This window comes from Pseudomonas sp. GW821-FHT03A09 (assembly GCF_059421065.1).
On the sequence record NZ_JBWKUX010000001.1, the window covers coordinates 435,143 to 455,426 of the forward strand.

19 protein-coding genes are annotated in these 20,284 nt (G+C 60.2%); 12 read left to right on the plus strand and 7 right to left on the minus strand.

The features are described 5' to 3' along the window. Positions 1 to 146 precede the first annotated feature (146 nt). Positions 147 to 1,523, minus strand: coding sequence for a glutamine synthetase family protein (locus tag AC07V4_RS02045; protein WP_492635019.1), 1,377 nt, complete (start codon positions 1,521 to 1,523; stop codon positions 147 to 149). A gap of 278 nt (positions 1,524 to 1,801) precedes the next feature. On the opposite strand from AC07V4_RS02045, the gene AC07V4_RS02050 reads away from it, so the two are divergent. From AC07V4_RS02050 to AC07V4_RS02085, 8 genes are all read left to right on the plus strand, one after another. Then, positions 1,802 to 2,041 carry a hypothetical protein gene (locus AC07V4_RS02050; protein ID WP_492635018.1) on the plus strand — a complete coding sequence of 80 codons (240 nt, stop codon included), beginning with the start codon at positions 1,802 to 1,804 and terminating at the stop codon, positions 2,039 to 2,041. Between the two features lie 80 nt (positions 2,042 to 2,121). Beyond that, the gene (locus AC07V4_RS02055) at positions 2,122 to 3,480 is read left to right on the plus strand and encodes a glutamine synthetase family protein (RefSeq protein ID WP_135290680.1); all 1,359 of its coding nucleotides are present in this window, start codon (positions 2,122 to 2,124) and stop codon (positions 3,478 to 3,480) included. A 58-nt stretch (positions 3,481 to 3,538) separates the two neighbouring features. Then, a complete protein-coding gene (locus AC07V4_RS02060; protein ID WP_492635017.1) occupies positions 3,539 to 4,903 on the plus strand; it encodes an aspartate aminotransferase family protein in 1,365 nt (454 codons plus the stop codon). Positions 4,904 to 5,097: 194 nt separating this feature from the next. Continuing rightward, positions 5,098 to 6,192, plus strand: a complete 1,095-nt coding sequence (locus AC07V4_RS02065; RefSeq protein ID WP_492635289.1) for a polyamine ABC transporter substrate-binding protein — start codon at positions 5,098 to 5,100, stop codon at positions 6,190 to 6,192. 151 nt (positions 6,193 to 6,343) lie between these two features. After that, on the plus strand, positions 6,344 to 7,438 hold the full coding sequence (locus AC07V4_RS02070) for a polyamine ABC transporter substrate-binding protein (protein ID WP_492635016.1): 1,095 nt from the start codon (positions 6,344 to 6,346) through the stop codon (positions 7,436 to 7,438). Between the two features lie 72 nt (positions 7,439 to 7,510). Beyond that, positions 7,511 to 8,653 carry an ABC transporter ATP-binding protein gene (locus AC07V4_RS02075; RefSeq protein WP_016973037.1) on the plus strand — a complete coding sequence of 381 codons (1,143 nt, stop codon included), beginning with the start codon at positions 7,511 to 7,513 and terminating at the stop codon, positions 8,651 to 8,653. Further along, positions 8,650 to 9,570 carry an ABC transporter permease subunit gene (locus AC07V4_RS02080; RefSeq protein WP_431750475.1) on the plus strand — a complete coding sequence of 307 codons (921 nt, stop codon included), beginning with the start codon at positions 8,650 to 8,652 and terminating at the stop codon, positions 9,568 to 9,570. The genes AC07V4_RS02075 and AC07V4_RS02080 overlap by 4 nt, the downstream gene beginning before the upstream one ends. Beyond that, on the plus strand, positions 9,567 to 10,451 hold the full coding sequence (locus tag AC07V4_RS02085; RefSeq protein WP_492635015.1) for an ABC transporter permease subunit: 885 nt from the start codon (positions 9,567 to 9,569) through the stop codon (positions 10,449 to 10,451). The genes AC07V4_RS02080 and AC07V4_RS02085 overlap by 4 nt, the downstream gene beginning before the upstream one ends. 60 nt (positions 10,452 to 10,511) lie before the next feature. Here AC07V4_RS02085 and AC07V4_RS02090 read toward each other — a convergent pair whose 3' ends face one another. Continuing rightward, positions 10,512 to 11,150 carry an HD domain-containing protein gene (locus AC07V4_RS02090; protein WP_492635014.1) on the minus strand — a complete coding sequence of 213 codons (639 nt, stop codon included), beginning with the start codon at positions 11,148 to 11,150 and terminating at the stop codon, positions 10,512 to 10,514. A gap of 255 nt (positions 11,151 to 11,405) precedes the next feature. On the opposite strand from AC07V4_RS02090, the gene AC07V4_RS02095 reads away from it, so the two are divergent. Continuing rightward, positions 11,406 to 12,371 (plus strand): GlxA family transcriptional regulator, encoded by a 966-nt coding sequence (locus AC07V4_RS02095; RefSeq protein ID WP_492635013.1) that lies wholly within the window; start codon positions 11,406 to 11,408, stop codon positions 12,369 to 12,371. Here the strand turns inward: AC07V4_RS02095 and AC07V4_RS02100 are convergent. Continuing rightward, entirely contained in the window at positions 12,349 to 12,702 is a 354-nt protein-coding gene (locus AC07V4_RS02100) for a carboxymuconolactone decarboxylase family protein (protein ID WP_016973032.1), read from the minus strand. The genes AC07V4_RS02095 and AC07V4_RS02100 overlap by 23 nt on opposite strands. Before the next feature lie 99 nt (positions 12,703 to 12,801). On the opposite strand from AC07V4_RS02100, the gene AC07V4_RS02105 reads away from it, so the two are divergent. Then, the gene (locus tag AC07V4_RS02105; RefSeq protein WP_492635012.1) at positions 12,802 to 13,704 is read left to right on the plus strand and encodes an AraC family transcriptional regulator; all 903 of its coding nucleotides are present in this window, start codon (positions 12,802 to 12,804) and stop codon (positions 13,702 to 13,704) included. A 114-nt stretch (positions 13,705 to 13,818) separates the two neighbouring features. Here the strand turns inward: AC07V4_RS02105 and AC07V4_RS02110 are convergent, their stop codons facing one another. Continuing rightward, a complete protein-coding gene (locus AC07V4_RS02110; protein WP_492635011.1) occupies positions 13,819 to 16,173 on the minus strand; it encodes a penicillin acylase family protein in 2,355 nt (784 codons plus the stop codon). Positions 16,174 to 16,331: 158 nt separating this feature from the next. Between AC07V4_RS02110 and AC07V4_RS02115 the strand changes: the two genes are divergently transcribed. After that, positions 16,332 to 17,438: a GNAT family N-acetyltransferase gene (locus AC07V4_RS02115; RefSeq protein WP_492635010.1), complete on the plus strand. Its 1,107-nt coding sequence runs from the start codon at positions 16,332 to 16,334 to the stop codon at positions 17,436 to 17,438. Further along, complete coding sequence (locus AC07V4_RS02120) at positions 17,435 to 18,313, plus strand: hypothetical protein (RefSeq protein WP_492635009.1); 879 nt, start codon at positions 17,435 to 17,437, stop codon at positions 18,311 to 18,313. The genes AC07V4_RS02115 and AC07V4_RS02120 overlap by 4 nt, the downstream gene beginning before the upstream one ends. Here AC07V4_RS02120 and AC07V4_RS02125 read toward each other — a convergent pair. From AC07V4_RS02125 to AC07V4_RS02135, 3 genes are read right to left on the minus strand one after another with little or no spacing between them, the layout of a single operon-like run. Then, on the minus strand, positions 18,291 to 19,511 hold the full coding sequence (locus tag AC07V4_RS02125; protein ID WP_492635008.1) for a DegT/DnrJ/EryC1/StrS family aminotransferase: 1,221 nt from the start codon (positions 19,509 to 19,511) through the stop codon (positions 18,291 to 18,293). The two genes, AC07V4_RS02120 and AC07V4_RS02125, sit on opposite strands and share 23 nt — an antisense overlap. Next, positions 19,511 to 19,921, minus strand: a complete 411-nt coding sequence (locus AC07V4_RS02130; protein WP_492635007.1) for a DMT family transporter — start codon at positions 19,919 to 19,921, stop codon at positions 19,511 to 19,513. The genes AC07V4_RS02125 and AC07V4_RS02130 overlap by 1 nt, the downstream gene beginning before the upstream one ends. After that, positions 19,921 to 20,277: an EamA family transporter gene (locus AC07V4_RS02135; protein WP_248730984.1), complete on the minus strand. Its 357-nt coding sequence runs from the start codon at positions 20,275 to 20,277 to the stop codon at positions 19,921 to 19,923. The genes AC07V4_RS02130 and AC07V4_RS02135 overlap by 1 nt, the downstream gene beginning before the upstream one ends. Positions 20,278 to 20,284 lie beyond the last annotated feature (7 nt).

A 20,284-nucleotide genomic window follows, 5' to 3' on the forward strand; every position in this document is an offset into this window, starting at 1 on the left:
AGCCAGCTCCCACACATGAATGTATTCACAGATCAAAATGTGGGAGCTGGCTTGCCTGCGATGAATCCACTCCGGTCTGCCGGAAGAAACCCATAAAAAAACGCCACAGACCAAAGCCCGCAGCGTTTTTTCAATGCAGCCGCCGTTTAGACGGTATGCAAGTACCAGTTGTACTCAAGGTCGGAGATGGAGTGTTCGAACTCTTCCAGCTCACTTTCCTTACAGGCGACGAAGATATCGATGTATTTAGGATCGATGTACTTGGCCATGACCTCGCTGTCGTCCAACTCGCGCAGGGCATCACGCAGGTTGTTCGGCAGGCTCTGTTCGTTCTGCTCGTAGCTGTTGCCTTCCACTGGTGCGCCTGGCTCGATCTTGTTGGTCAGGCCGTGGTGCACGCCCGCCAGGACCGAGGCCATCAGCAGGTAAGGGTTGGCGTCGGCACCGGCCACACGGTGTTCGATACGTACGGCATCGGACGAGCCGGTCGGTACGCGAATCGCTACGGTGCGGTTGTCCAGGCCCCAGCACGGCGAGTTCGGCACGTAGAACTGTGCGCCGAAACGACGGTAGGAGTTGACGTTAGGGCACAGGAACGCCATTTGGGCGGGTAGGGTCTCGAGCACACCGCCGATCGCGTGACGCAATGCGGCGTTCTGCTCGGGATCCTCGCTGGCAAAGATGTTCTTGCCGTCCTTGTCCAAGACCGAAATGTGTACGTGCAAACCGTTGCCTGCCTGGCCTGGGTAAGGCTTGGCCATGAAGGTGGTGTCCATCTCATGGTCGTAGGCGATGTTCTTGATCAGGCGCTTGAGCAGTACGGCGTAGTCGCAGGCCTTGATCGGGTCGGCCACGTGGTGCAGGTTCACTTCGAACTGCGCCGGGGCACTTTCCTTGACGATGGCGTCGGCCGGGATGCCTTGCTCTTTTGCGCCTTCCAGGATGTCCTGGAGGCAGTCGACATATTCGTCGAGGTCGTCGATCAGGTAGACCTGTGTCGAGTGCGGGCGTTTGCCGGAGATCGGCGAGCGGGGCGGTTGTGGGCGGCCGTTCACGTTCTCCTGGTCGATCAGGTAGAACTCAAGTTCGAAAGCGGCGCAGATGGTCAGACCGAGGTCATCAAATTTGCTTACAACTTGGCGGAGCACTTCGCGCGGATCGGCGAAGAAAGGTTCACCTTCAAGTTCGTGCATGGTCATCAGCAGTTGCGCGGTGGGGCGCTTTTGCCAGGGTTCATTGCACAGGGTGTCGGGAATTGGATAACAGATTCGGTCAGCATCACCGATGTCCAGACCCAGGCCGGTGCTTTCCACCGTCGAGCCGTTGATATCCAGGGCAAATAAAGAGGCAGGCAGGTTAATGCCCTTCTCGTAAACCTTGTGGAGGCTGGTGCGTTCGATGCGCTTACCGCGCACCACACCATTCATATCCGCAATTAGAAGGTCTACGTACAGAACCTCAGGATGATCCTTAAGGAACGCGTTCGCTTCGTTAAGCTGAACGGCACGCGGGGGTACCGACATGATGCAACACCTTTGTTGTTAAAAATATCAATCATTGATCTTTTCTGGTTTCAGTCAACCCGAACGGCATGCCGAAGTCAAGCGAGGCCTTTTTTGCCCTAAAAAAGCGCTACGAGGGCATTTTTGGGGCTTTTTGGGGCGGTTTTTGGGGTTTGAACGGCTTGGGACTAGCAGGCTTGAGCGGGCCGTGTTGTATTTTTTACGGGGGTGTTGTGTAAAAAAATGAACAAGGCTAAGCTCGATTCAAACCCATAACAGCAATAATACCGGGGTGCTTCATGTTTCTCCTGCCGCCCAACGGCGTCTTGGCCTGCTTCAGCCGGGCTGTGTCATCCGTAAAATCTTCCCGCGTGAATGCTCGCGTACCGGCCAATATTCTTGACGCCTCGGCCCACCTCTTTTTTGCCCCCTTGCTTGCCGCCCAATGGCGCGCGCCCAACGTGCTGCTCAAGATTGCGCACAACTTTGGCGTGAGGAATGCAACGTCGCAGCAAATGGCAGGTAAGCTCCTACCCTGAACGAAAAAACGACGCGGATGCTGCGTCAACCAACGCCTGGCCTTTTAATGGACGCCAGGAAACCCAGCCCAGAGGCATTTATGAGTAACAACCTCGACCAGCTCACCGATTGGTTGAAAGACCACAAGATCACAGAAGTCGAATGCATGATTGGCGACCTCACCGGCATCACCCGGGGCAAGATCTCGCCGACCAACAAGTTCATCGCCGAAAAAGGCATGCGCCTGCCTGAGAGCGTGCTGTTGCAGACCGTGACCGGCGACTATGTCGAAGACGACATCTATTACGAATTGCTCGACCCGGCCGACATCGACATGATCTGCCGCCCCGACCAGAACGCGGTGTTCCTGGTGCCTTGGGCCATCGAGCCGACCGCCCAGGTGATCCACGACACCTACGACAAGCAAGGCAACCCGATCGAGCTGTCGCCGCGCAACGTGCTCAAGAAAGTCCTCAAGCTCTACGCCGACAAAGGCTGGCAGCCCATCGTGGCGCCGGAGATGGAGTTCTACCTGACCAAACGCTGCGAAGACCCGGACTTCCCGCTGCAACCGCCGATTGGCCGTTCCGGTCGCCCGGAGACCGGCCGCCAGTCCTTCTCTATAGAAGCGGCCAACGAATTCGACCCGCTGTTCGAGGACGTCTACGACTGGTGCGAATTGCAGGAACTGGACCTCGACACGCTGATCCACGAGGACGGCACCGCGCAGATGGAAATCAACTTCCGTCATGGCGATGCCCTGTCCCTGGCCGACCAGATCCTGGTGTTCAAGCGCACCATGCGTGAAGCCGCGCTCAAGCACGACGTGGCCGCCACCTTCATGGCCAAGCCGATGACCGGCGAGCCCGGCAGCGCGATGCACCTGCATCAAAGCATCATCGACATCGCCACCGGCAAGAACGTCTTCTCCAATGAAGACGGAACCATGAGCCAGCTGTTCCTCAATCACATTGGCGGGCTGCAGAAGTTCATCCCTGAATTGCTGCCGCTGTTTGCCCCCAACGTGAACTCGTTCCGCCGCTTCCTGCCCGACACCTCGGCGCCGGTGAACGTGGAATGGGGTGAAGAAAACCGCACCGTTGGCCTGCGTGTACCGGACGCCGGCCCGCAGAACCGCCGTGTGGAAAACCGTCTGCCGGGCGCCGACGCCAATCCGTACCTGGCGATTGCCGCCAGTTTGCTGTGTGGCTTCATCGGCATGGTCGAAGGCCATAACCCGAGCGCGCCCGTGGTGGGCCGTGGTTACGAGCGGCGCAACCTGCGCCTGCCGTTGACCATCGAGGACGCCTTGGAGCGCATGGAAAACAGCAAGACCATCGAGAAATACCTGGGGCAGAAATTCATCACCGGCTACGTCGCGGTCAAGCGGGCCGAGCATGAAAACTTCAAGCGCGTGATCAGTTCATGGGAGCGGGAATTCCTGCTCTTCGCCGTCTGATGCGCCGGGCGCGCTGTGGGAACAGCGCGCCCTCACCTGAAACATCTAGGAGATTGGTATGTCCAGCAACAACCCGCAAACCCGTGAATGGCAAGCCTTGAGCAGCGATCATCACTTGGCGCCGTTCAGCGATTTCAAGCAATTGAAAGAGAAGGGCCCACGGATCATCACCAAAGCCCACGGCGTTTACCTGTGGGACAGCGAAGGCAACAAGATCCTCGATGGCATGGCCGGCTTGTGGTGCGTGGCGATTGGTTACGGTCGCGATGAACTGGCCGACGCTGCCGCCAAGCAGATGAAAGAGCTGCCGTACTACAACCTGTTCTTCCAGACCGCGCACCCGCCGGTGCTGGAGCTGGCCAAGGTGATTTCCGACATCGCACCGGCCGGCATGAACCACGTGTTTTTCACCGGCTCCGGCTCCGAAGGCAACGACACCATGTTGCGCATGGTCCGCCACTACTGGGCGATCAAGGGCCAGCCGAACAAGAAAACCATCATCAGCCGCAAGAACGGCTATCACGGTTCCACCGTGGCCGGCGCCAGCCTGGGCGGCATGACTTATATGCATGAACAGGGCGACTTGCCGATTCCAGGCATCGTCCACATCGCCCAGCCGTACTGGTTTGGCGAAGGCGGCGACATGAGCCCGGAAGAGTTCGGGATCTGGGCCGCCAACCAGCTTGAAGAGAAGATCCTGGAAGTCGGCGTAGACAACGTCGGTGCCTTTATCGCCGAGCCGATCCAGGGCGCGGGTGGTGTGATCGTGCCGCCTGAGACTTACTGGCCACGCATCAAGGAGATCCTCGCCAAGTACGACATCCTGTTCGTTGCCGACGAAGTGATCTGTGGTTTCGGCCGTACCGGTGAGTGGTTCGGTAGCGACTTCTATGGCCTCAAGCCCCACATGATGACCATCGCCAAGGGCCTGACCTCGGGTTACGTCCCCATGGGCGGCCTGATCGTGCACGACGATGTGGTTGCCGTGCTGAACGAAGGCGGTGACTTCAACCACGGTTTCACCTATTCCGGCCACCCGGTGGCAGCGGCGGTGGCCCTGGAAAACATCCGCATCCTGCGCGATGAGAAAATCGTCAGCCGTGTCCACGACGAAACGGCACCGTATTTGCAGAAACGTCTGAGGGAACTGACTGATCACCCGTTGGTGGGTGAAGTTCGTGGTGTGGGTATGCTCGGGGCAATTGAGCTGGTGCAGGACAAGGCCACGCGCAAGCGCTATGAAGGTCGGGGCGTGGGCATGATCTGTCGTACGTTCTGCTTCGAGAATGGCCTGATCATGCGCGCCGTGGGCGACACCATGATCATTTCGCCATCGCTGGTGATCAGCAAGGCAGAAATCGACGAGCTGGTGACCAAGGCTCGCCAGTGCCTGGACCTGACTTTGGCGGCATTGCAGGGCTAAGTGCTAGGCTCAGAACGCAGCGGCTCTCGGGCGCTGCTTTCTGAGCAGTTATAAATGAGGCTTTGGTTGAAAGCCGGCCTCGGAACTTGCCAGACTGTCGCCCTGTTTTGTTGCCCTTAGACGGGCCGCTTAACGATGAAGAACGTGGCCCAAAAAAGAAAAAATTGGAGCATCACCAAATGAAGGCATTAGGTTTGAAGAACGCTGGCAAGACCCTCCTCGCCTTGTCCCTGATGGGCGCAATGGCGAGCGCGGCCCAGGCCGACGACAAAGTGCTGCACGTCTACAACTGGTCCGACTACATTGCACCGGACACCATCGCCAACTTTGAAAAAGAGTCGGGCATCAAAGTGGTGTACGACGTTTTTGACAGCAACGAAACCCTGGAAGCCAAGTTGCTGGCAGGCAAGTCCGGTTACGACATCGTCGTGCCGTCGAACAACTTCCTCGCCAAGCAGATCAAGGCCGGTGTCTACCAGGAGCTGGACAAGTCCAAGCTGTCCAACTACGACAACCTGAACAAATCCCTGCTTAAAGCCGTGTCGGTCAGCGACCCGGACAACAAGCACGCCTTCCCGTACATGTGGGGCTCCATCGGCATCGGCTATAACCCGGAGAAGGTCAAGGCTGCGCTGGGCGTGGACAAGATCGATTCGTGGGACGTGCTGCTCAAGCCTGAGAACATCGCCAAGCTGAAAAGCTGCGGTGTGAGCTTCCTCGATTCGCCAACCGAAATGCTGCCGGTGGCGCTGCATTACCTGGGCCTGCCGACCGATACCCAGAAGAAAGCCGACCTCAAGCAAGCCGAGGACCTGTTCCTCAAGCTGCGCCCATCGATCGGTTACTTCCACTCGTCCAAGTACATCTCGGACCTGGCCAACGGCAACATCTGTGTCGCCGTGGGTTACTCGGGTGACGTGCAACAGGCCAAGTCCCGCGCGGCCGAAGCCGGTGGCAAGGTGAAAGTTGCCTACGACATTCCGAAAGAAGGCGCCGGTAGCTTCTACGACATGGTCGCCATCCCTAAAGATGCCGAAAACGTCGACGCTGCCTACAAGTTCATGAACTACCTGCTCAAGCCGGAAGTCATGGCTGGCATTACCAACAGCGTGCGTTTCCCGAACGGTAACGAGAAGGCCACCGCACTGGTCGACAAAGACATCACCAGCGACCCGGGCATCTACCCGCCAGCGGATGTGCAGGCCAAGCTCTACGCCATTGCCGACCTGCCGGCTGCGACCCAGCGTGAAATGACACGCAGCTGGACCAAGATCAAATCGGGTAAATAAGCCCTGAAACCTGTGGAGGGGCAGTTTGACTGCTCCTCTCACACATTAAATGACAGAAAGTTTTGCCGGATCGGTTTATCGAGGGTAAGTTGCGCGCCGGTTTTGTTGCCGGGCAACAACTTTGGGCCCAACTATTTAAGAGGACCTCCACTTGCCAATTTCTTTATTTCGCAAAGCCATGCTGGTGGGTGCAGGTATCACGCTGGCGATCAGCGTGCAGGCTGCGCCGACTGTGCATATTTATAACTGGTCGGACTACATCGGTACCGACACCCTGGCCAACTTCGAAAAGGCCACCGGCATCAAGCCCGTGTATGACGTGTTTGATTCCAACGAAACCCTGGAAGGCAAGCTGCTGGCCGGACGTACCGGCTACGACGTGGTCGTACCGTCCAACCACTTCCTCGGCAAGCAAATCAAGGCCGGGGCGTTCCAGAAGCTCGACAAGTCATTGCTGACGAATTACGCCAACCTCGACCCGGCGCTGCTCAAGCGCCTGGAAAAGAACGATCCGGGTAACCAGTACGCCGTTCCGTACCTGTGGGGCACCAACGGTATCGGTTACAACGTCGACAAAGTGAAGGAAGTGCTGGGCGTCGACCATATCGATTCCTGGGCCGTGCTGTTCGAGCCGGAAAACATGAAGAAGCTGGCGACTTGCGGCGTGTCGTTCATGGACTCGGCGGATGAAATGCTGCCGGCGGTGCTCAACTACATGGGCCTGAACCCCAACAGCACCAACCCCGAAGATTACAAGAAGGCCGAAGAGAAGCTGCTCAAAGTGCGGCCCTACGTGACCTATTTCCATTCTTCCAAATACATCTCCGACCTGGCCAACGGCAACATTTGCGTGGCCGCAGGTTTCTCCGGCGATGTGTTCCAGGCCAAGGCCCGTGCCGCCGAGGCTGGCAAAGGCGTGAACATCGCCTACACGATTCCGAAAGAAGGCGGCAACCTGTGGTTTGACGTGCTGGCGATCCCCAAGGATGCCACCAACGTCAAAGAGGCCCACGCCTTCATCAACTATTTGCTGCAACCTGAGGTGATCGCTCAGGTCAGTGATTACGTCGGTTATGCCAACCCTAATCCGGGGGCGGACAAACTGATGGAGCAATTGATACGCACTGACGCAGCGGTTTACCCACCGCAGGCGGTTCTCGACCGGACATTCGTCAACTTCGAGCTACCCCCGAAAGTGCAGCGTTTGATGACCCGTAGCTGGACCAAGGTCAAGACGGGCAAGTAAGACTCAAGGCTCAAACTATCCAAGGTTTCGCCCGTATTGGTCGAACAGAAAATTTTGTTGGGAGTTTCGCAAATGGCAGTTGCCTCCGGCGCCTATAAGAAAGCCCTCGAGGGCGACCAGACACCGAAAAAGGTGTTGGTCAAAATCGACCGGGTCACGAAAAAATTCGACGAGACGATTGCCGTGGACGATGTGTCCCTGGAAATCAAGAAAGGCGAGATTTTCGCCTTGCTCGGCGGTTCGGGATCGGGCAAATCCACCTTGCTGCGCATGCTCGCAGGCTTCGAACGCCCAACCGAAGGTCGCATCTACCTCGACGGTGAAGACATCACCGACATGCCGCCCTACGAGCGGCCGATCAACATGATGTTCCAGTCCTACGCCTTGTTCCCCCACATGACCGTGGCGCAGAACATCGCCTTCGGCCTGCAGCAGGACAAGATCCCCAAGGCCGAGATCGACGCCCGCGTGGCCGAGATGCTCAAGCTGGTGCAGATGAGCCAGTACGCCAAGCGCAAGCCGCACCAGTTGTCTGGTGGCCAGCGTCAGCGTGTGGCCCTGGCTCGTTCCCTGGCCAAGCGCCCGAAATTGCTGCTGCTCGATGAGCCGATGGGCGCGCTGGACAAGAAACTGCGTTCGCAGATGCAACTGGAGCTGGTTGAGATCATCGAGCGCGTCGGCGTGACCTGCGTGATGGTGACCCACGACCAGGAAGAGGCCATGACCATGGCCGAGCGCATCGCGATCATGCACTTGGGCTGGATCGCCCAGATCGGCAGCCCGATCGACATCTACGAGACGCCGACCAGCCGCCTGGTGTGCGAGTTCATCGGCAACGTCAACATCTTCGACACCCAGGTGGTGGACGACGCCGAAGGTCACGCGGTGCTCAAATGCGCTGACCTGGATCGCGACATCTACGTGGGCTACGGAATCGCCACTTCGGTGGAAGACAAGTCGGTGACTTACGCGATTCGTCCGGAAAAACTGCTGGTCACCACCGAAATGCCGACCTGCGAGCACAACTGGTCCAGCGGCAAGGTGCACGACATCGCCTACCTGGGCGGCCACTCGGTGTTCTACGTGGAACTGCCAAGCGGCAAACTGGTGCAGTCCTTCGTCGCAAACGCCGAACGCCGTGGCCAGCGCCCGACCTGGGGTGACCAGGTGTACGTGTGGTGGGAAGACGACAGCGGCGTGGTGCTTCGCTCATGAACATGAAGAAGCTCAAGCGCCAGTTGCAACGAATAACCCCCGGTGGCCGGCATGTGGTCATCGGGATTCCTTTCCTATGGCTGTTCCTGTTCTTCATGCTGCCGTTCTTCATCGTCTTGAAGATCAGCTTTGCCGAAGCCGATGTCGCGATCCCGCCTTACACCGAGATCTACACCTTCGTTGAGCAGAAACTGCAGTTGGTGCTGAACCTGGCCAACTACTCGATGCTCGGCGACGATGAGTTGTACATCGCCGCGTACCTGGGCTCGCTGAAAATGGCGTTTTTCAGCACGCTGCTGTGCCTGCTGATCGGCTACCCGATGGCCTATGCCATCGCCAGTGCGCGCAAAGAGATGCAGACCGTACTGGTGCTGCTGATCATGATGCCGACCTGGACCGCGATCCTGATCCGCGTGTATGCGTGGATGGGCATCCTCAGCAACAACGGTTTGCTCAACGGCTTCCTGATGTCCATCGGGCTGATCAACGAGCCGCTGCAGATCCTCAACACCAACATCGCGGTGTATATCGGCGTGGTCTATTCGTACCTGCCGTTCATGATCCTGCCGCTGTACGCCAACCTGGTGAAGCACGACCAGAGCCTGCTAGAAGCCGCGTCCGACCTGGGGTCGAGCACCTTCAACAGTTTCTGGAAGATCACCGTGCCGCTGTCCAAGAACGGCATCATCGCCGGCTGCATGCTGGTGTTTATCCCGGTGGTGGGCGAGTTCGTGATCCCGGAACTGCTGGGCGGCCCGGAAACCCTGATGATCGGTAAAGTGTTGTGGCAAGAATTCTTCAACAACCGTGACTGGCCGGTGGCCTCTGCCCTGGCGGTGGTGATGCTGGCGATCCTGATCGTGCCGATCATCCTGTTTAACCGCAGCCAAGCCAAAGAGATGGAGGGCAAGATATGAAGCGCGTCAGTTTCTCAAGCTTCATGCTGGTGGCGGGGTTGTTGTTCATCTACCTGCCGATGCTGATCCTGGTGATCTACTCGTTCAACGAATCCAAGCTGGTGACAGTATGGGGCGGTTGGTCGATCAAGTGGTACGTGGGCTTGCTGGACAACACCCAGTTGATGGGTTCGGTGGCGCGCTCCCTGGAAATCGCCTGCTACACGGCGGTGGCCGCAGTAGCGCTGGGTACGTTGGCCGCCTTCGTGCTGACACGCATCAGCCAGTTCAAGGGCCGCACGCTGTTTGGCGGCCTGGTGACCGCACCGCTGGTGATGCCGGAAGTGATCACCGGTCTGTCGCTGTTGCTGCTGTTCGTGGCCATGGCGCAGATGATCGGCTGGCCCCAGGAACGTGGCATCGTCACCATCTGGATCGCCCACACCACGTTCTGTGCGGCGTATGTGGCGGTGGTGGTGTCGGCGCGCTTGCGTGAGTTGGACCTGTCGATTGAAGAAGCGGCGATGGACTTGGGGGCACGCCCATGGAAGGTGTTCTTCCTGATCACCATTCCGATGATCGCGCCGTCGTTGGCGGCGGGCGGCATGATGTCGTTCGCGTTGTCCCTGGATGACCTGGTACTGGCCAGCTTCGTGTCGGGCCCGGGCTCTACGACCCTGCCGATGGAAGTGTTCTCGGCCGTGCGCCTTGGGGTCAAACCCGAGATCAATGCCGTGGCCAGCCTGATCCTGTTGGCGGTGTCGCTGGTGACTTTCCTCGTGTGGTTCTTCAGCCGTCGTGCCGAAGAGATGCGCAAGAAGGCGATCCAGCAAGCCGTAGAAGAAGCGGCGGCGGATGGCTGGCAGCAGCCGGACAAGCGCCGCGCGCCTGCACCGGTCTAAAGCTGTGTGAGGTCCAAATGTGGGAGGGGGCTTGCCCCCCCTCCCACAGTTGATTGCATTTCAAGTCCAGGGCGATTTGCGGATGACTTCAACAAAATTCATCGGCTTGAACCCCGGCTCCTGATCTACCAGCACATCCGTCTTCACGTTGCCGAACGTGGTCTGTGGGCGATGGCGCAAGCCGTCGGCAAAGGCGCAGATGATGCACTCCTTGAACCCTTCACCCCGTGGATGCGCATGCACCACCGCCTCGCGCTGCACGCTGGAAAACGCTGCGTAATCCATACCCAAGACATCCATCTCGACGCCAGCCGTCACCAGTGCAACGGTTGGGCGCAGATGCTGCGGCACGCCCGGCGTGGTATGCAGGGCGATGGACAGCCACACCTGTTCGATGTCGTCGTCACTCAACCCGTAAGGCTTGAGGAACGTGGCCGCCGCATTGGCGCCGTCCACTTCGAAACGCTCGTTGTCACTGCGATGGCCTTCGACCAGGCCCAGGTCATGGAACATCGCGCCGACGTAGAGCAACTCCGGGTTGTAAGCGAGTTGTTTGCGTTCACCGCTTAAGGCGCCGAACAGAAACACGCGGCGGGAGTGGTGATAAAGCAGGTCGGATTCGACGTCGCGAATGTATTCGGTGGTGGCCTTGGCCAGTGCGCTGTCGGGTATCTGGATACCGGCGATGGTGGTGCTCATGATGGCTCTCCTCTGGAAAGATTCCAGTCTGGTCGCGTGCCTGCGAAGGGGCCATCACGGCGAGGGAGCGATCCCGGCCAATGTGGTTGCACATCGTGCCAAGGCTGTACGCGATCAAATGTGGGAGCTGGCATGTGGGAGCTGGCTTGCCTGCGATAGCATCACCTGGGTATACCTGACAGACCGAGTCGCCTGCATCGCGGGCAATCCCGGCTCCCACAGGGTTTCGCGCCAGTCCAGAGATAAGGTTTACTCATGCGAAAAACCGTTGCCATTCTGATCTTTCCCGGCGTCCAGTCGCTGGATGTGACGGGGCCGATGGATGTGTTTTGCGAGGCCAACCGCTTTTTGCCGCCGCAGGACCATTACCAGCTCGAAGTCATCGGCCTTGGCCACGGCACGATGGTGGCCTCAAACGGCCTGTCACTACAGGCCCATCGGCATTACAGCGAAGCTCTTGAGTCCTACGACTTGCTGCTGGTCGCTGGCGGCCCGCAATTGCCCTTCGAGGATTTCGGTGCCTCCTTCGATGACTGGCTACGCGGCGCAACCCAGAGAGCACACCGCTTCGGTTCGATCTGCAACGGCGCCTTCCTGCTGGCCCGCGCTGGCTTGCTGAATGGAAAAACCGTCACCACCCACTGGAACGACGCCGCGGACTTGGCGCGCCTGTGCCCTACCGCCCAGGTCGATGCCGATCGCCTCTACGCACAGGACGGCAACCTCTACACGTCGGCGGGTGTGACCGCAGGCATCGACCTGTCGCTGTACCTGTTGGCCCAGGACCATGGCCCGGAAGTCGCGCTGAGCGTGGCCAAGCGTCTGGTGGTGTTCACCCAGCGTTCCGGTGGGCAGTCGCAGTTCAGCCCGTTCCTCACGCCCCACGCCGAAAACACCTCGGCGGTGGCGCTGGTGCAGCTGTACGTGTTGGCGAACCTGACGGGGGATTTGACCATCGCCGATCTGGCCAAGGCGGCCAATATGAGTGCACGCAATTTCTCCCGGGTGTTTGCCCGTGAAGCACGGATAACGCCGGCTGAGTTTGTAGAGCGAGCCCGGGTGGATGCGGCGCGGGTGATGCTCGAAAGCAGCCCCGCACCGCTCAAGACCGTGGCCTACCAATGCGGCTTTCGCGATGCCCAGCACATGCGCAGTGTGTTCAATCGCCGGCTGGGCGTGACGCCGCAACAGTTCCGGCTTAACTTTGCGGCGCCGGTTTGAGCGTGTCGTAGGCTTCCAGGGCGCGCAGCGAGTAGATGTACGCGGCGCCGGCATTCAGCGAGATCGCGGTAGCCAGGGTGGCGGCGACTTCTTCGCGGGTGGCGCCGGCCTTGATTGCCGCATCGGCATGTACGCCGATGCAGCCGTCGCAGCGGGTGGTGATGGCCACGGCGATGGAAATCAGCTCGCGGGTCTTGGCGTCGAGCACGTTGTTTTCCTCGGCAGCCTCGCCCAGCGCCATGTAGGCTTTGACCATCTTCGGGTTGCTCTTGCCCAGCGCGCCAAAGGCTTTCTTCACGGTAGGCAGCAAGTCGGACCAGTTATTGAACATTGCGGTAACTCCTGAACGGGTTGGGTGTGAAGCCAGTGTGTGCCGTTCAGTGTTGGCGTTATTGTTCAATCCGCTCATCTTTTTGACCGATGCTCGCAAATGAATTCAATCGACACGCTTATCGCACTGGCCAACCTGCGCGGCAGCCTGGACTTGCGATGCCAGTTCCAGGGCGATTGGGCCCTGGATCACGCCCCGGAAAATCTTGGCATAGCGCCGTACCACATTGTGCTCAGGGGCACCTGCAATGCCGAGCTGTCGGGTGGGCAGCACGTGACGCTGGAAGAGGGCGATATCCTGCTGATGCCCGGCGGCGCCACTCATTTGCTGCGCAGTCAGGGTGCGCGCATCCGGCCGGTGCAGCCCACGGTGATCGACGGCGGGTTACTCCCGGTGCATCGCCTGGGCGGTGAGCGACCGGAGGTGGACATGCTCTGCGGCAGCTTTCACTACCACCGTCAGTCATTGTTGTTTGGAGCGTTGCCCGAGTACTTGGTGGTGTCCAGCCGGGAGTGGCAGGGCGACGGCCAACTGGCGGCGTTGATCGCTTTGCTGCGCAGCGAAGCGGACGGCCAGCAACTGGGGGCGCGTACGTTTATCGATGCACTGTCATCAGCGCTGTTCACCCTGATCTTGCGTACCTGGCTGGCTCACCAGGCGCCGGTGGCAGGCACCTTTGCGCTGCTTGCCGACAAGCGCCTGAGCAAAGCCTGGCAGGTGATGCTGGCCGAGCCGGGCCATGAGTGGACCATCGACAGCCTGGCCGCTGCTGCGACCATGTCACGGGCGACCTTTATGCGGGCGTTCGTGAAAGTGGCTGGCGTGTCGCCGTGGGTGCTGCTGACCCAGTTGCGTATGGAGTTGGCGTTCAACCTGCTGCGCCAGTCGCGCCTGAGCCTGATGGATATCGCCGCCCAAGTGGGCTACCAGTCCCAGGCGGCGTTCAGCAAGAAATTCAAGGAAACCTATGGCGAAGCGCCGGGGCGGATGCGGGCGCAGTAGTCGCTTCACCACACATCAAATGTGGGAGCTGGCTTGCCTGCGATAGCGATGTGACTGAACCACCGCTATCGCAGGCAAGCCAGCTCTCACATTCTTTGGCCCTATTTCAAGCTGCTATCTGGCCGGCAATAGTTTCAGGGTGCCACGGGTATTCGCCGTGACTTCCTCCTCACTGAAGTGCGCTTGTTCGTATCCACCCTCGATGTAGGTTTGCGCCTGGTCGCTATAGTGCCGATCGAACGGCACGCCGCTTTGCCCCACCGGGTTGATGGTCAGGGCGTGGGCCGGTTCGGCGAAGTCGATCAGGCGGCGGGTCGACGGGCCGTAGGTCACGGGCCAGGGCGCCGGTCCGATCATGGCCGATTGGTTGTTGGGTACTTCATGGCTGCCGGGGGCGGGGAACGGGCCGACGTTGAAGATCTTGTCCAAAGGCTTTTGCATGCCCAGCGGATGGCCGTGGGTCAGGGTGTGCGCCTTGCCCCACTGCCACTGGCTCGGGTCATCGCCGAAGGTGGCCTTGAGGTGCGCCAGGCTGTTGTCCCAGGCGAGCTTGACGATGTCGGCGCGTTTGCCGTTCCACCATGGTGAATCCGCTGAAGTGGCCAGGCGCGGCAGGGCGGCGTCGATCATCCGGGTGGTGATCAAGGTCTTGAACAGGGCATCGCCCAGTTTCGGGTGGAACGTCGCGTCGGTGAGGTTGAACAGGAACTGGTTGAACAGCGTGGCGCTGGTGGAGTCCAGTGGGTAGTCACCCTTCCAGTTTGCAAGCTGTTCCACCAGCTTCAACTGGGCGGGGTCCTTGATCACGTCACGTAATACCGGCAGCAGCGGCGCCAACAGGCGTGGGCCGTAGGCGGTGGTGGTGCCCAGTTGCAACGCCTGGCTGTTGTTCACGTCCCACTTCACGCTCTTGTCGCTCAACTGCATGTTCAGCTGTTGACCACGGTCGGCCAGGTTGTAATAGCCAGGGATTTCCATGCCAGTCGGGGAGGCCGGTTGAGCATTGGCCGACACCACATACCCGCGCGCCGGGTTCTCTTCCTGAGGGTTGGCGCTGAACGGGTAGAAGCCCAACTTGTCGGCCTGGGCGGTGCTGCCGTCGAGGATGAATGCCGGGTTGACCCCGGCCGGGCGGATCGGCAATTGCGCTGCGGCCCACCAGCCGATATCGCCCTTGGCGTTCGCCCACACGATATTCAGCCCGGGCGCCGACACCTTGGCGGCTGCGGCACGGGCCTTGGCCAGGGTGTCGGCCCGGTTGAGCTGGTAGAAACCTTCGAGGATCGGGTTTTCGCTGTCGAGGAACGCCCACCACATGGCGATCGGCGTCTTGCCCGCATTTTCGCCGAGCACGTCATTGATGATCGGGCCGTGGGGCGAACGGCGCAGGGTCAGCACCACTGGCTCCTGGCCCTTGACGGCAATCTGCTGCTCGCTGCTGGTCATGTCGACCCATTGGTCGTGGTACCAGACCTGGTTGGGGTTGTCCGGGTTGACCTTTTCGGCGATCAGGTCGAGGTCATCGTTCTGGAACATGGTCAGGCTCCAGCCGAAATCCAGGTTGTGCCCCAGGAACGCCACCGGCACCAGCGCGTTGTGATAGCCGTATAGTTCAAAGCCCGGCGCCGACAGTTGCGCCTCGTACCACACCGAAGGCACCGAGAAGCGGATATGCGGGTCACCCGCCAGCAAGGGCTTGCCACTTTGGGTGCGGCTGCCGCTGATGGCCCAGGCGTTGCTGCCTTCGAACTGCGGCAGGCCGTTGTCGGCCAAGGCCCTGTCACTCAGGGCGGCGAGGGCGCCGAGGGTTTTCCAGTCGCTGGTGGCCAGGTTGAGCGCGCCCTTGGGTTGCCAGTCCAGGTCGAAGACTTTCAGGTAGTCGCTGCCCAGTTGGTCGCGTATGTAAGTCAGCACCGGCTCGGTACGAAAGGCCACGGCAAAACTGTAGGCCATGTAACCGGCGACACTGATGGTGTCCTCGGGCGTGAAGGGCCGCTTGGTGATGCCCAGCACATCGAACTCCATCGGGCTGGCGTGGCTGGCCTGATACTGGTTGATCCCGTCCAGGTAGGCTTGCAGGGCTTTCCAGGCGTTCGAGTCATGGTCGATGTGTTCCACGTAACTCAAGGCGCGCTCACGAATGCGCAGGCTACGGAACAGTTTGTCGGTTTCCAGCAGCTTGGGGCCCAGCACCTCGGCCAGCTCGCCACGAGCCAGGCGCCGCAGGATCTCCATCTGGAACAGCCGGTCCTGGGCATGCACATAGCCCAGGGCGCGATACAGATCGGCCTCGTTCTCGGCGCGGATGTGCGGCACGCCACGGTCGTCGTAACGCACCGTGACCTCGCCTTGCAGGTTGTTCAGCATCACCGTGCCCTGGCGGGTCGGTTGCTTGCTGTAGACATACCAGCCGGCGCCGGCCAGAAGGGCGGCAATCAGGAGGGCGAGCACGGTCAGGCTGCGTTTCATGGACGGTCCTTGAGTCAGTCACCTTGAAGGTCAACGGAGTCTAATCGGTTTGGTGGAAACTGCGGAAAATGCTGATGCGTCGTTGTGACAGCCGAGGTTCAAGCGTCCAGCATGGCGGATGGGCTACTATTGCGCCCGTCGTCCTTGAGCTTTTTTTCATGACCTGCGCCACGCCATCCAAGCCAGATCCCAGCCATTCAGACGTTGCCTACGCCTGCTGCCTGGAAGCGCCATCGCTGATCGGTCGCTTCTTGCAGCATCCGCCGCAAGGTTTTGACGCTCGGTTGTCCGACCAGGGCCTGCCCTATTTCTTCACCCCGTTCGACCTGCTGACCACCGCCGACGATGAATTCGAGAAGCGTGTGCGCGGTTGGCCGGGGTATGCCATGTGGCAGTCGTGGCTGCGTATCGACAGCTGCTTTGTGGGCACCACGGTCAGTGAGTACGCGCCGTTCCCCCAGGACGTGCCGCCCCAGGACCTCGCGCGCTGGCTACAAGAGGAATGCGCGCCGCAGCGCAAACTCACCATCGTCAAAGACGTACCCCATAACTCACCGCTGCTCAGCGAAGCGGACAACCGCTACGCGCAAGCCTTGATGGATGAGTGCACCCAGCGTGGCTTCATCAGCCTTGAAGGCCAGGCGCTCGCCTATGTGCCCATCAACTTCACCACCGTCGACGAATACCTGGGGCGCTTGTCTCACAGCCGTCGCCGCAATATCCGACGCAAACTGCGCAGCCGCGAAGCGTTGCGCGTGGAGATCCTGGACACCGGCGATGCACGCTTCAACGATGACGCCTGGCTGACGCAGTTGTACGGGTTGTACAAGGCTGTGTACGACCAGAGCGAGATCCATTTTGACCTGCTCACGCCGGAGTTCTTCAGCGGGTTGCTGAGGGATGCCAGCAGTCACGGGCGCGTGTTCTGTTACTGGCACTGCGACGAACTGATCGGCTACAACCTGTGCTACGTGGAGGGTGACAAGCTGCTCGACAAGTACATTGGCCTCAGCTACCCGCAGGCGCTGGAGTTCAACCTGTATTTCGTCAGCTGGTTTGTGAACCTGGAATACGCGATGGCCCATGGGCTGAAATTTTATGTGGCGGGTTGGACCGACCCGCAGGTCAAGGCCAGCCTCGGTGCCGACTTCACCTTCACGCGACACTTGGTGTGGATACGCAACCCGTTGTTGCGCAAGCTGGGCAACCGGTTCCGTCATCATTTTGAAAGCGACAACCAGTGGCACCAGGAGCACACCGCATGAGCCAGGACCGCGCACCGCTGATTCTCGATTTTGATGGCGCCGTCAGCGACATTCCCGGCGCGACCACCCTGGCGCTGCAGGCGTGGCAGGAAAAAATCCGCTTCGGCTGCCGTTGGGCCCAGTTCAAGGAGCTGGAAACCGCCCTGCATACGCAGATGCCCAGCGACTACGGCTGTGTGTTTACCGGCAGCGGCGACTATCACCACCTCAGCCAGCTCCTGTTGAACCGCCTTCCCACGCAGCAGAAATACCAACTGATCATTTGCGACAACCACCCCGACAATATGCGCTACCCATTCGGCATCCACTGCGGTTCGTGGGTCTATTGGGCCAGCCGTTTGCCCCAGGTCGAGCATGTGCATGTGCTCGGTATCGGTTCGCAGGACATTGCCCTCGGCCACGCCTGGGAGAATCACTGGTCGCCGCTGCTCAAGCGCAAGTTGACCTACTGGAACGTCAACGTCGATACGCGCTGGATGAACTGGATCGGTGCCGGGCGCAGCAATCGCGCCTTCAGCCATCCGGATGAGCTGATGAGTGCGTTCCTGGCACAGCTGGATCGTTCACTGCCGGTGTACCTGTCCATCGACAAAGATGTGCTGAGCCCGCAGGTGGTGAACACCAACTGGGACCAGGGTGAGTTCCTGGAGCAACATTTGAATGATCTGATCGATGCCTGCCAAGGGCAGATCATCGGCGCGGATATTACGGGCGATGTGTCGGCCTACCACTATGAAAGCAAGTTCAAGCGCTGGCTGAGCGCGTCCGACGGCCAGGAAGAGCTGCCCGAAGCGCAGGTGCAGATCTGGCAACAGCAGCAGAACGAATTGAATGGCCGCCTGGTGGCGCGCATCAATCAGGGCTGGAAACGATAACTTTCAACCGGGCCAGGATCTGTTCGAAGTGCTCGTCGGTCAGCCAATGGCTGTTGCTGATCGACAGGGTGCGGTGGGCGAAAGCCTGGGCCTGGGTGATCGGGTTGCCCGGCTCCAGCAAGGGGGCCACGTCGGGATAATCCGGCAAGGCGTGTATGAATAGGCGCGTCACGCCCAACCCCGAGGTCCAGAGCTGCGCCATCGCCACATCGCGGGCGTGGGCCGAGGGCATCATCACCATCAGGAACGGCCAGGTGCCTTGCTGCCCGGGTCGGTCCATGATGACCGAGACACCGGGCAGGGCATTCAAGCGTGCGGCACGGCGTAAGGCGCGGGCGTGGCCTTGTTGCAAGTGATCGGGCAAGCGCGCCAGCGCAGCGGCGCCGACTCTGCGGCGATAACCGCCCAGGTGATGCAGCGGAATGTCGTTGACCGAAAAATCATCGCCCACCGCGGCCACTGCATCGCCGTGCGCCAATGCTGCGCGCAAGGCCTTGCCGTACACGTAGTACAAGCCGCTGGGCCGGTAAAGCAGGGCATATCCCCACAGCTCGGCGCTGCGTTGCGCTTCCCAGCGCAGGCTGAAGGGCAGGTCCTGGCGGCATTGACGGTGCAGCGCTTGATGCAGCACCGGGTCGCGACTGAACAACACACCGCCTTCTGCCGTCGTCAGCCCTTTACCCAGCGCCATGCTGAAAAAGCCTACGTCGCCCTTGAGCCCGACGCTGCGGCCATCGTCCCGCGCGCCCATGGCTTGCGCGGCATCTTCGATGATCGCCGCGCCGACGGCGCCGGCAATGCGTTGGGCGGAATCGACATCCGCCACGCGCCCGGCCAAATGGGTAACCACCACCGCCAGGGTGCTTTCGTCGCACAACTGCGCCAGATGCTGTTCGTCCAGGTCGATGCTGTTGGGCTGCAAATCACAGGGCACTACCCGCAGCGGCGGGCAGTAATGGGCGGCCAGGGCCACCAGCGGGCAGGTGTAGGCTGGCACGATAAGCCGGGTACGCCCTGGCATGCGCTGTTGCAACACCCGCAGGGCGATGACCAGTGCGGCGGTGCCGGAGCAAGGCAGCGCCGGCAGCGGAATCGATAGTTGGCGGGCCAGGGCAGGGGCCAGGTCGCCCGACAGGCCGAGCAGATCCCGCCAGCGCAGGGGCAGTCCTGCGGTGGGCGGAATCTCCCGAGGGAGCATTACGCCAGCGTCTCCGAACGACCGGCACCGATGACTTTGCCGGCTTCGTCCTCGCTGCGCGCCAGGCACAGGATGCCGGCAATGATCAGCGCGCCGCCGATGATTTTCGGCAGGGTCAGGCTGTCATCGAACAACCACACGGAAATCAGCGTCACGCTGATCAGTTCCAAGTGCGAGGCCGCAAACGCCGGGCCTACCGGGGCGTATTTGAGCAAGGTCATCCAGGTGAAGAAGGCGCCGATGTAACCGACAAAAGCGCCGTAGATCCACGGGGCGCCAAACACGCGCACCAGCCAGGCAGCGTCCATCGTCAGGGGCTCGGCATGCACCGAGGCGAACTTGAAGCTGACCTGTGCCAAGGTGTCGAAAATGATCAGCGCGAGAAAACCCAGGATATAAAAGCGTTTCATTATTCAAACCCCACGACGGTCACGCCACAGGCGATCAGCATGATGCCGATCAACCGCCATTTGCTCAGGCTTTCCTTGAACAGGAAACGCCCGGCAATCATGATCACCACAATGTTGATGGAGCCCAGCATCACGCCGACCGACAGCGGTACCAGGGTCAGGAACGCCAGCCACAACACGAATTCGAAGACGTAGCAGATAACGCCGATCCAGATCCACGGCCGCTTGAGCATGTGTTTCCAGTGGGCCAGGCCATCATGCTCGGCGCTGGCTGAAGCCGCCGCCTTGAATGCCAGCTGGCCGGACGTGTCGACGATAACGTTGAGTATCCAGAGGATGATGGTTAACTGGCTCATGTATTCC

What these genes read in the sequence shown, in the direction of transcription:
- AC07V4_RS02045 (WP_492635019.1), bottom strand. Translation starts at nt 1,523, where the DNA reads ATGTCGGTACCCCCGCGTGCCGTTCAGCTTAACGAAGCGAACGCGTTC.
- AC07V4_RS02050 (WP_492635018.1), top strand. Translation starts at nt 1,802, where the DNA reads ATGTTTCTCCTGCCGCCCAACGGCGTCTTGGCCTGCTTCAGCCGGGCT.
- AC07V4_RS02055 (WP_135290680.1), top strand. Translation starts at nt 2,122, where the DNA reads ATGAGTAACAACCTCGACCAGCTCACCGATTGGTTGAAAGACCACAAG.
- AC07V4_RS02060 (WP_492635017.1), top strand. Translation starts at nt 3,539, where the DNA reads ATGTCCAGCAACAACCCGCAAACCCGTGAATGGCAAGCCTTGAGCAGC.
- AC07V4_RS02075 (WP_016973037.1), top strand. Translation starts at nt 7,511, where the DNA reads ATGGCAGTTGCCTCCGGCGCCTATAAGAAAGCCCTCGAGGGCGACCAG.
- AC07V4_RS02080 (WP_431750475.1), top strand. Translation starts at nt 8,650, where the DNA reads ATGAACATGAAGAAGCTCAAGCGCCAGTTGCAACGAATAACCCCCGGT.
- AC07V4_RS02085 (WP_492635015.1), top strand. Translation starts at nt 9,567, where the DNA reads ATGAAGCGCGTCAGTTTCTCAAGCTTCATGCTGGTGGCGGGGTTGTTG.
- AC07V4_RS02090 (WP_492635014.1), bottom strand. Translation starts at nt 11,150, where the DNA reads ATGAGCACCACCATCGCCGGTATCCAGATACCCGACAGCGCACTGGCC.
- AC07V4_RS02095 (WP_492635013.1), top strand. Translation starts at nt 11,406, where the DNA reads ATGCGAAAAACCGTTGCCATTCTGATCTTTCCCGGCGTCCAGTCGCTG.
- AC07V4_RS02100 (WP_016973032.1), bottom strand. Translation starts at nt 12,702, where the DNA reads ATGTTCAATAACTGGTCCGACTTGCTGCCTACCGTGAAGAAAGCCTTT.
- AC07V4_RS02105 (WP_492635012.1), top strand. Translation starts at nt 12,802, where the DNA reads ATGAATTCAATCGACACGCTTATCGCACTGGCCAACCTGCGCGGCAGC.
- AC07V4_RS02110 (WP_492635011.1), bottom strand. Translation starts at nt 16,173, where the DNA reads ATGAAACGCAGCCTGACCGTGCTCGCCCTCCTGATTGCCGCCCTTCTG.
- AC07V4_RS02115 (WP_492635010.1), top strand. Translation starts at nt 16,332, where the DNA reads ATGACCTGCGCCACGCCATCCAAGCCAGATCCCAGCCATTCAGACGTT.
- AC07V4_RS02120 (WP_492635009.1), top strand. Translation starts at nt 17,435, where the DNA reads ATGAGCCAGGACCGCGCACCGCTGATTCTCGATTTTGATGGCGCCGTC.
- AC07V4_RS02125 (WP_492635008.1), bottom strand. Translation starts at nt 19,511, where the DNA reads ATGCTCCCTCGGGAGATTCCGCCCACCGCAGGACTGCCCCTGCGCTGG.
- AC07V4_RS02130 (WP_492635007.1), bottom strand. Translation starts at nt 19,921, where the DNA reads ATGAAACGCTTTTATATCCTGGGTTTTCTCGCGCTGATCATTTTCGAC.
- AC07V4_RS02135 (WP_248730984.1), bottom strand. Translation starts at nt 20,277, where the DNA reads ATGAGCCAGTTAACCATCATCCTCTGGATACTCAACGTTATCGTCGAC.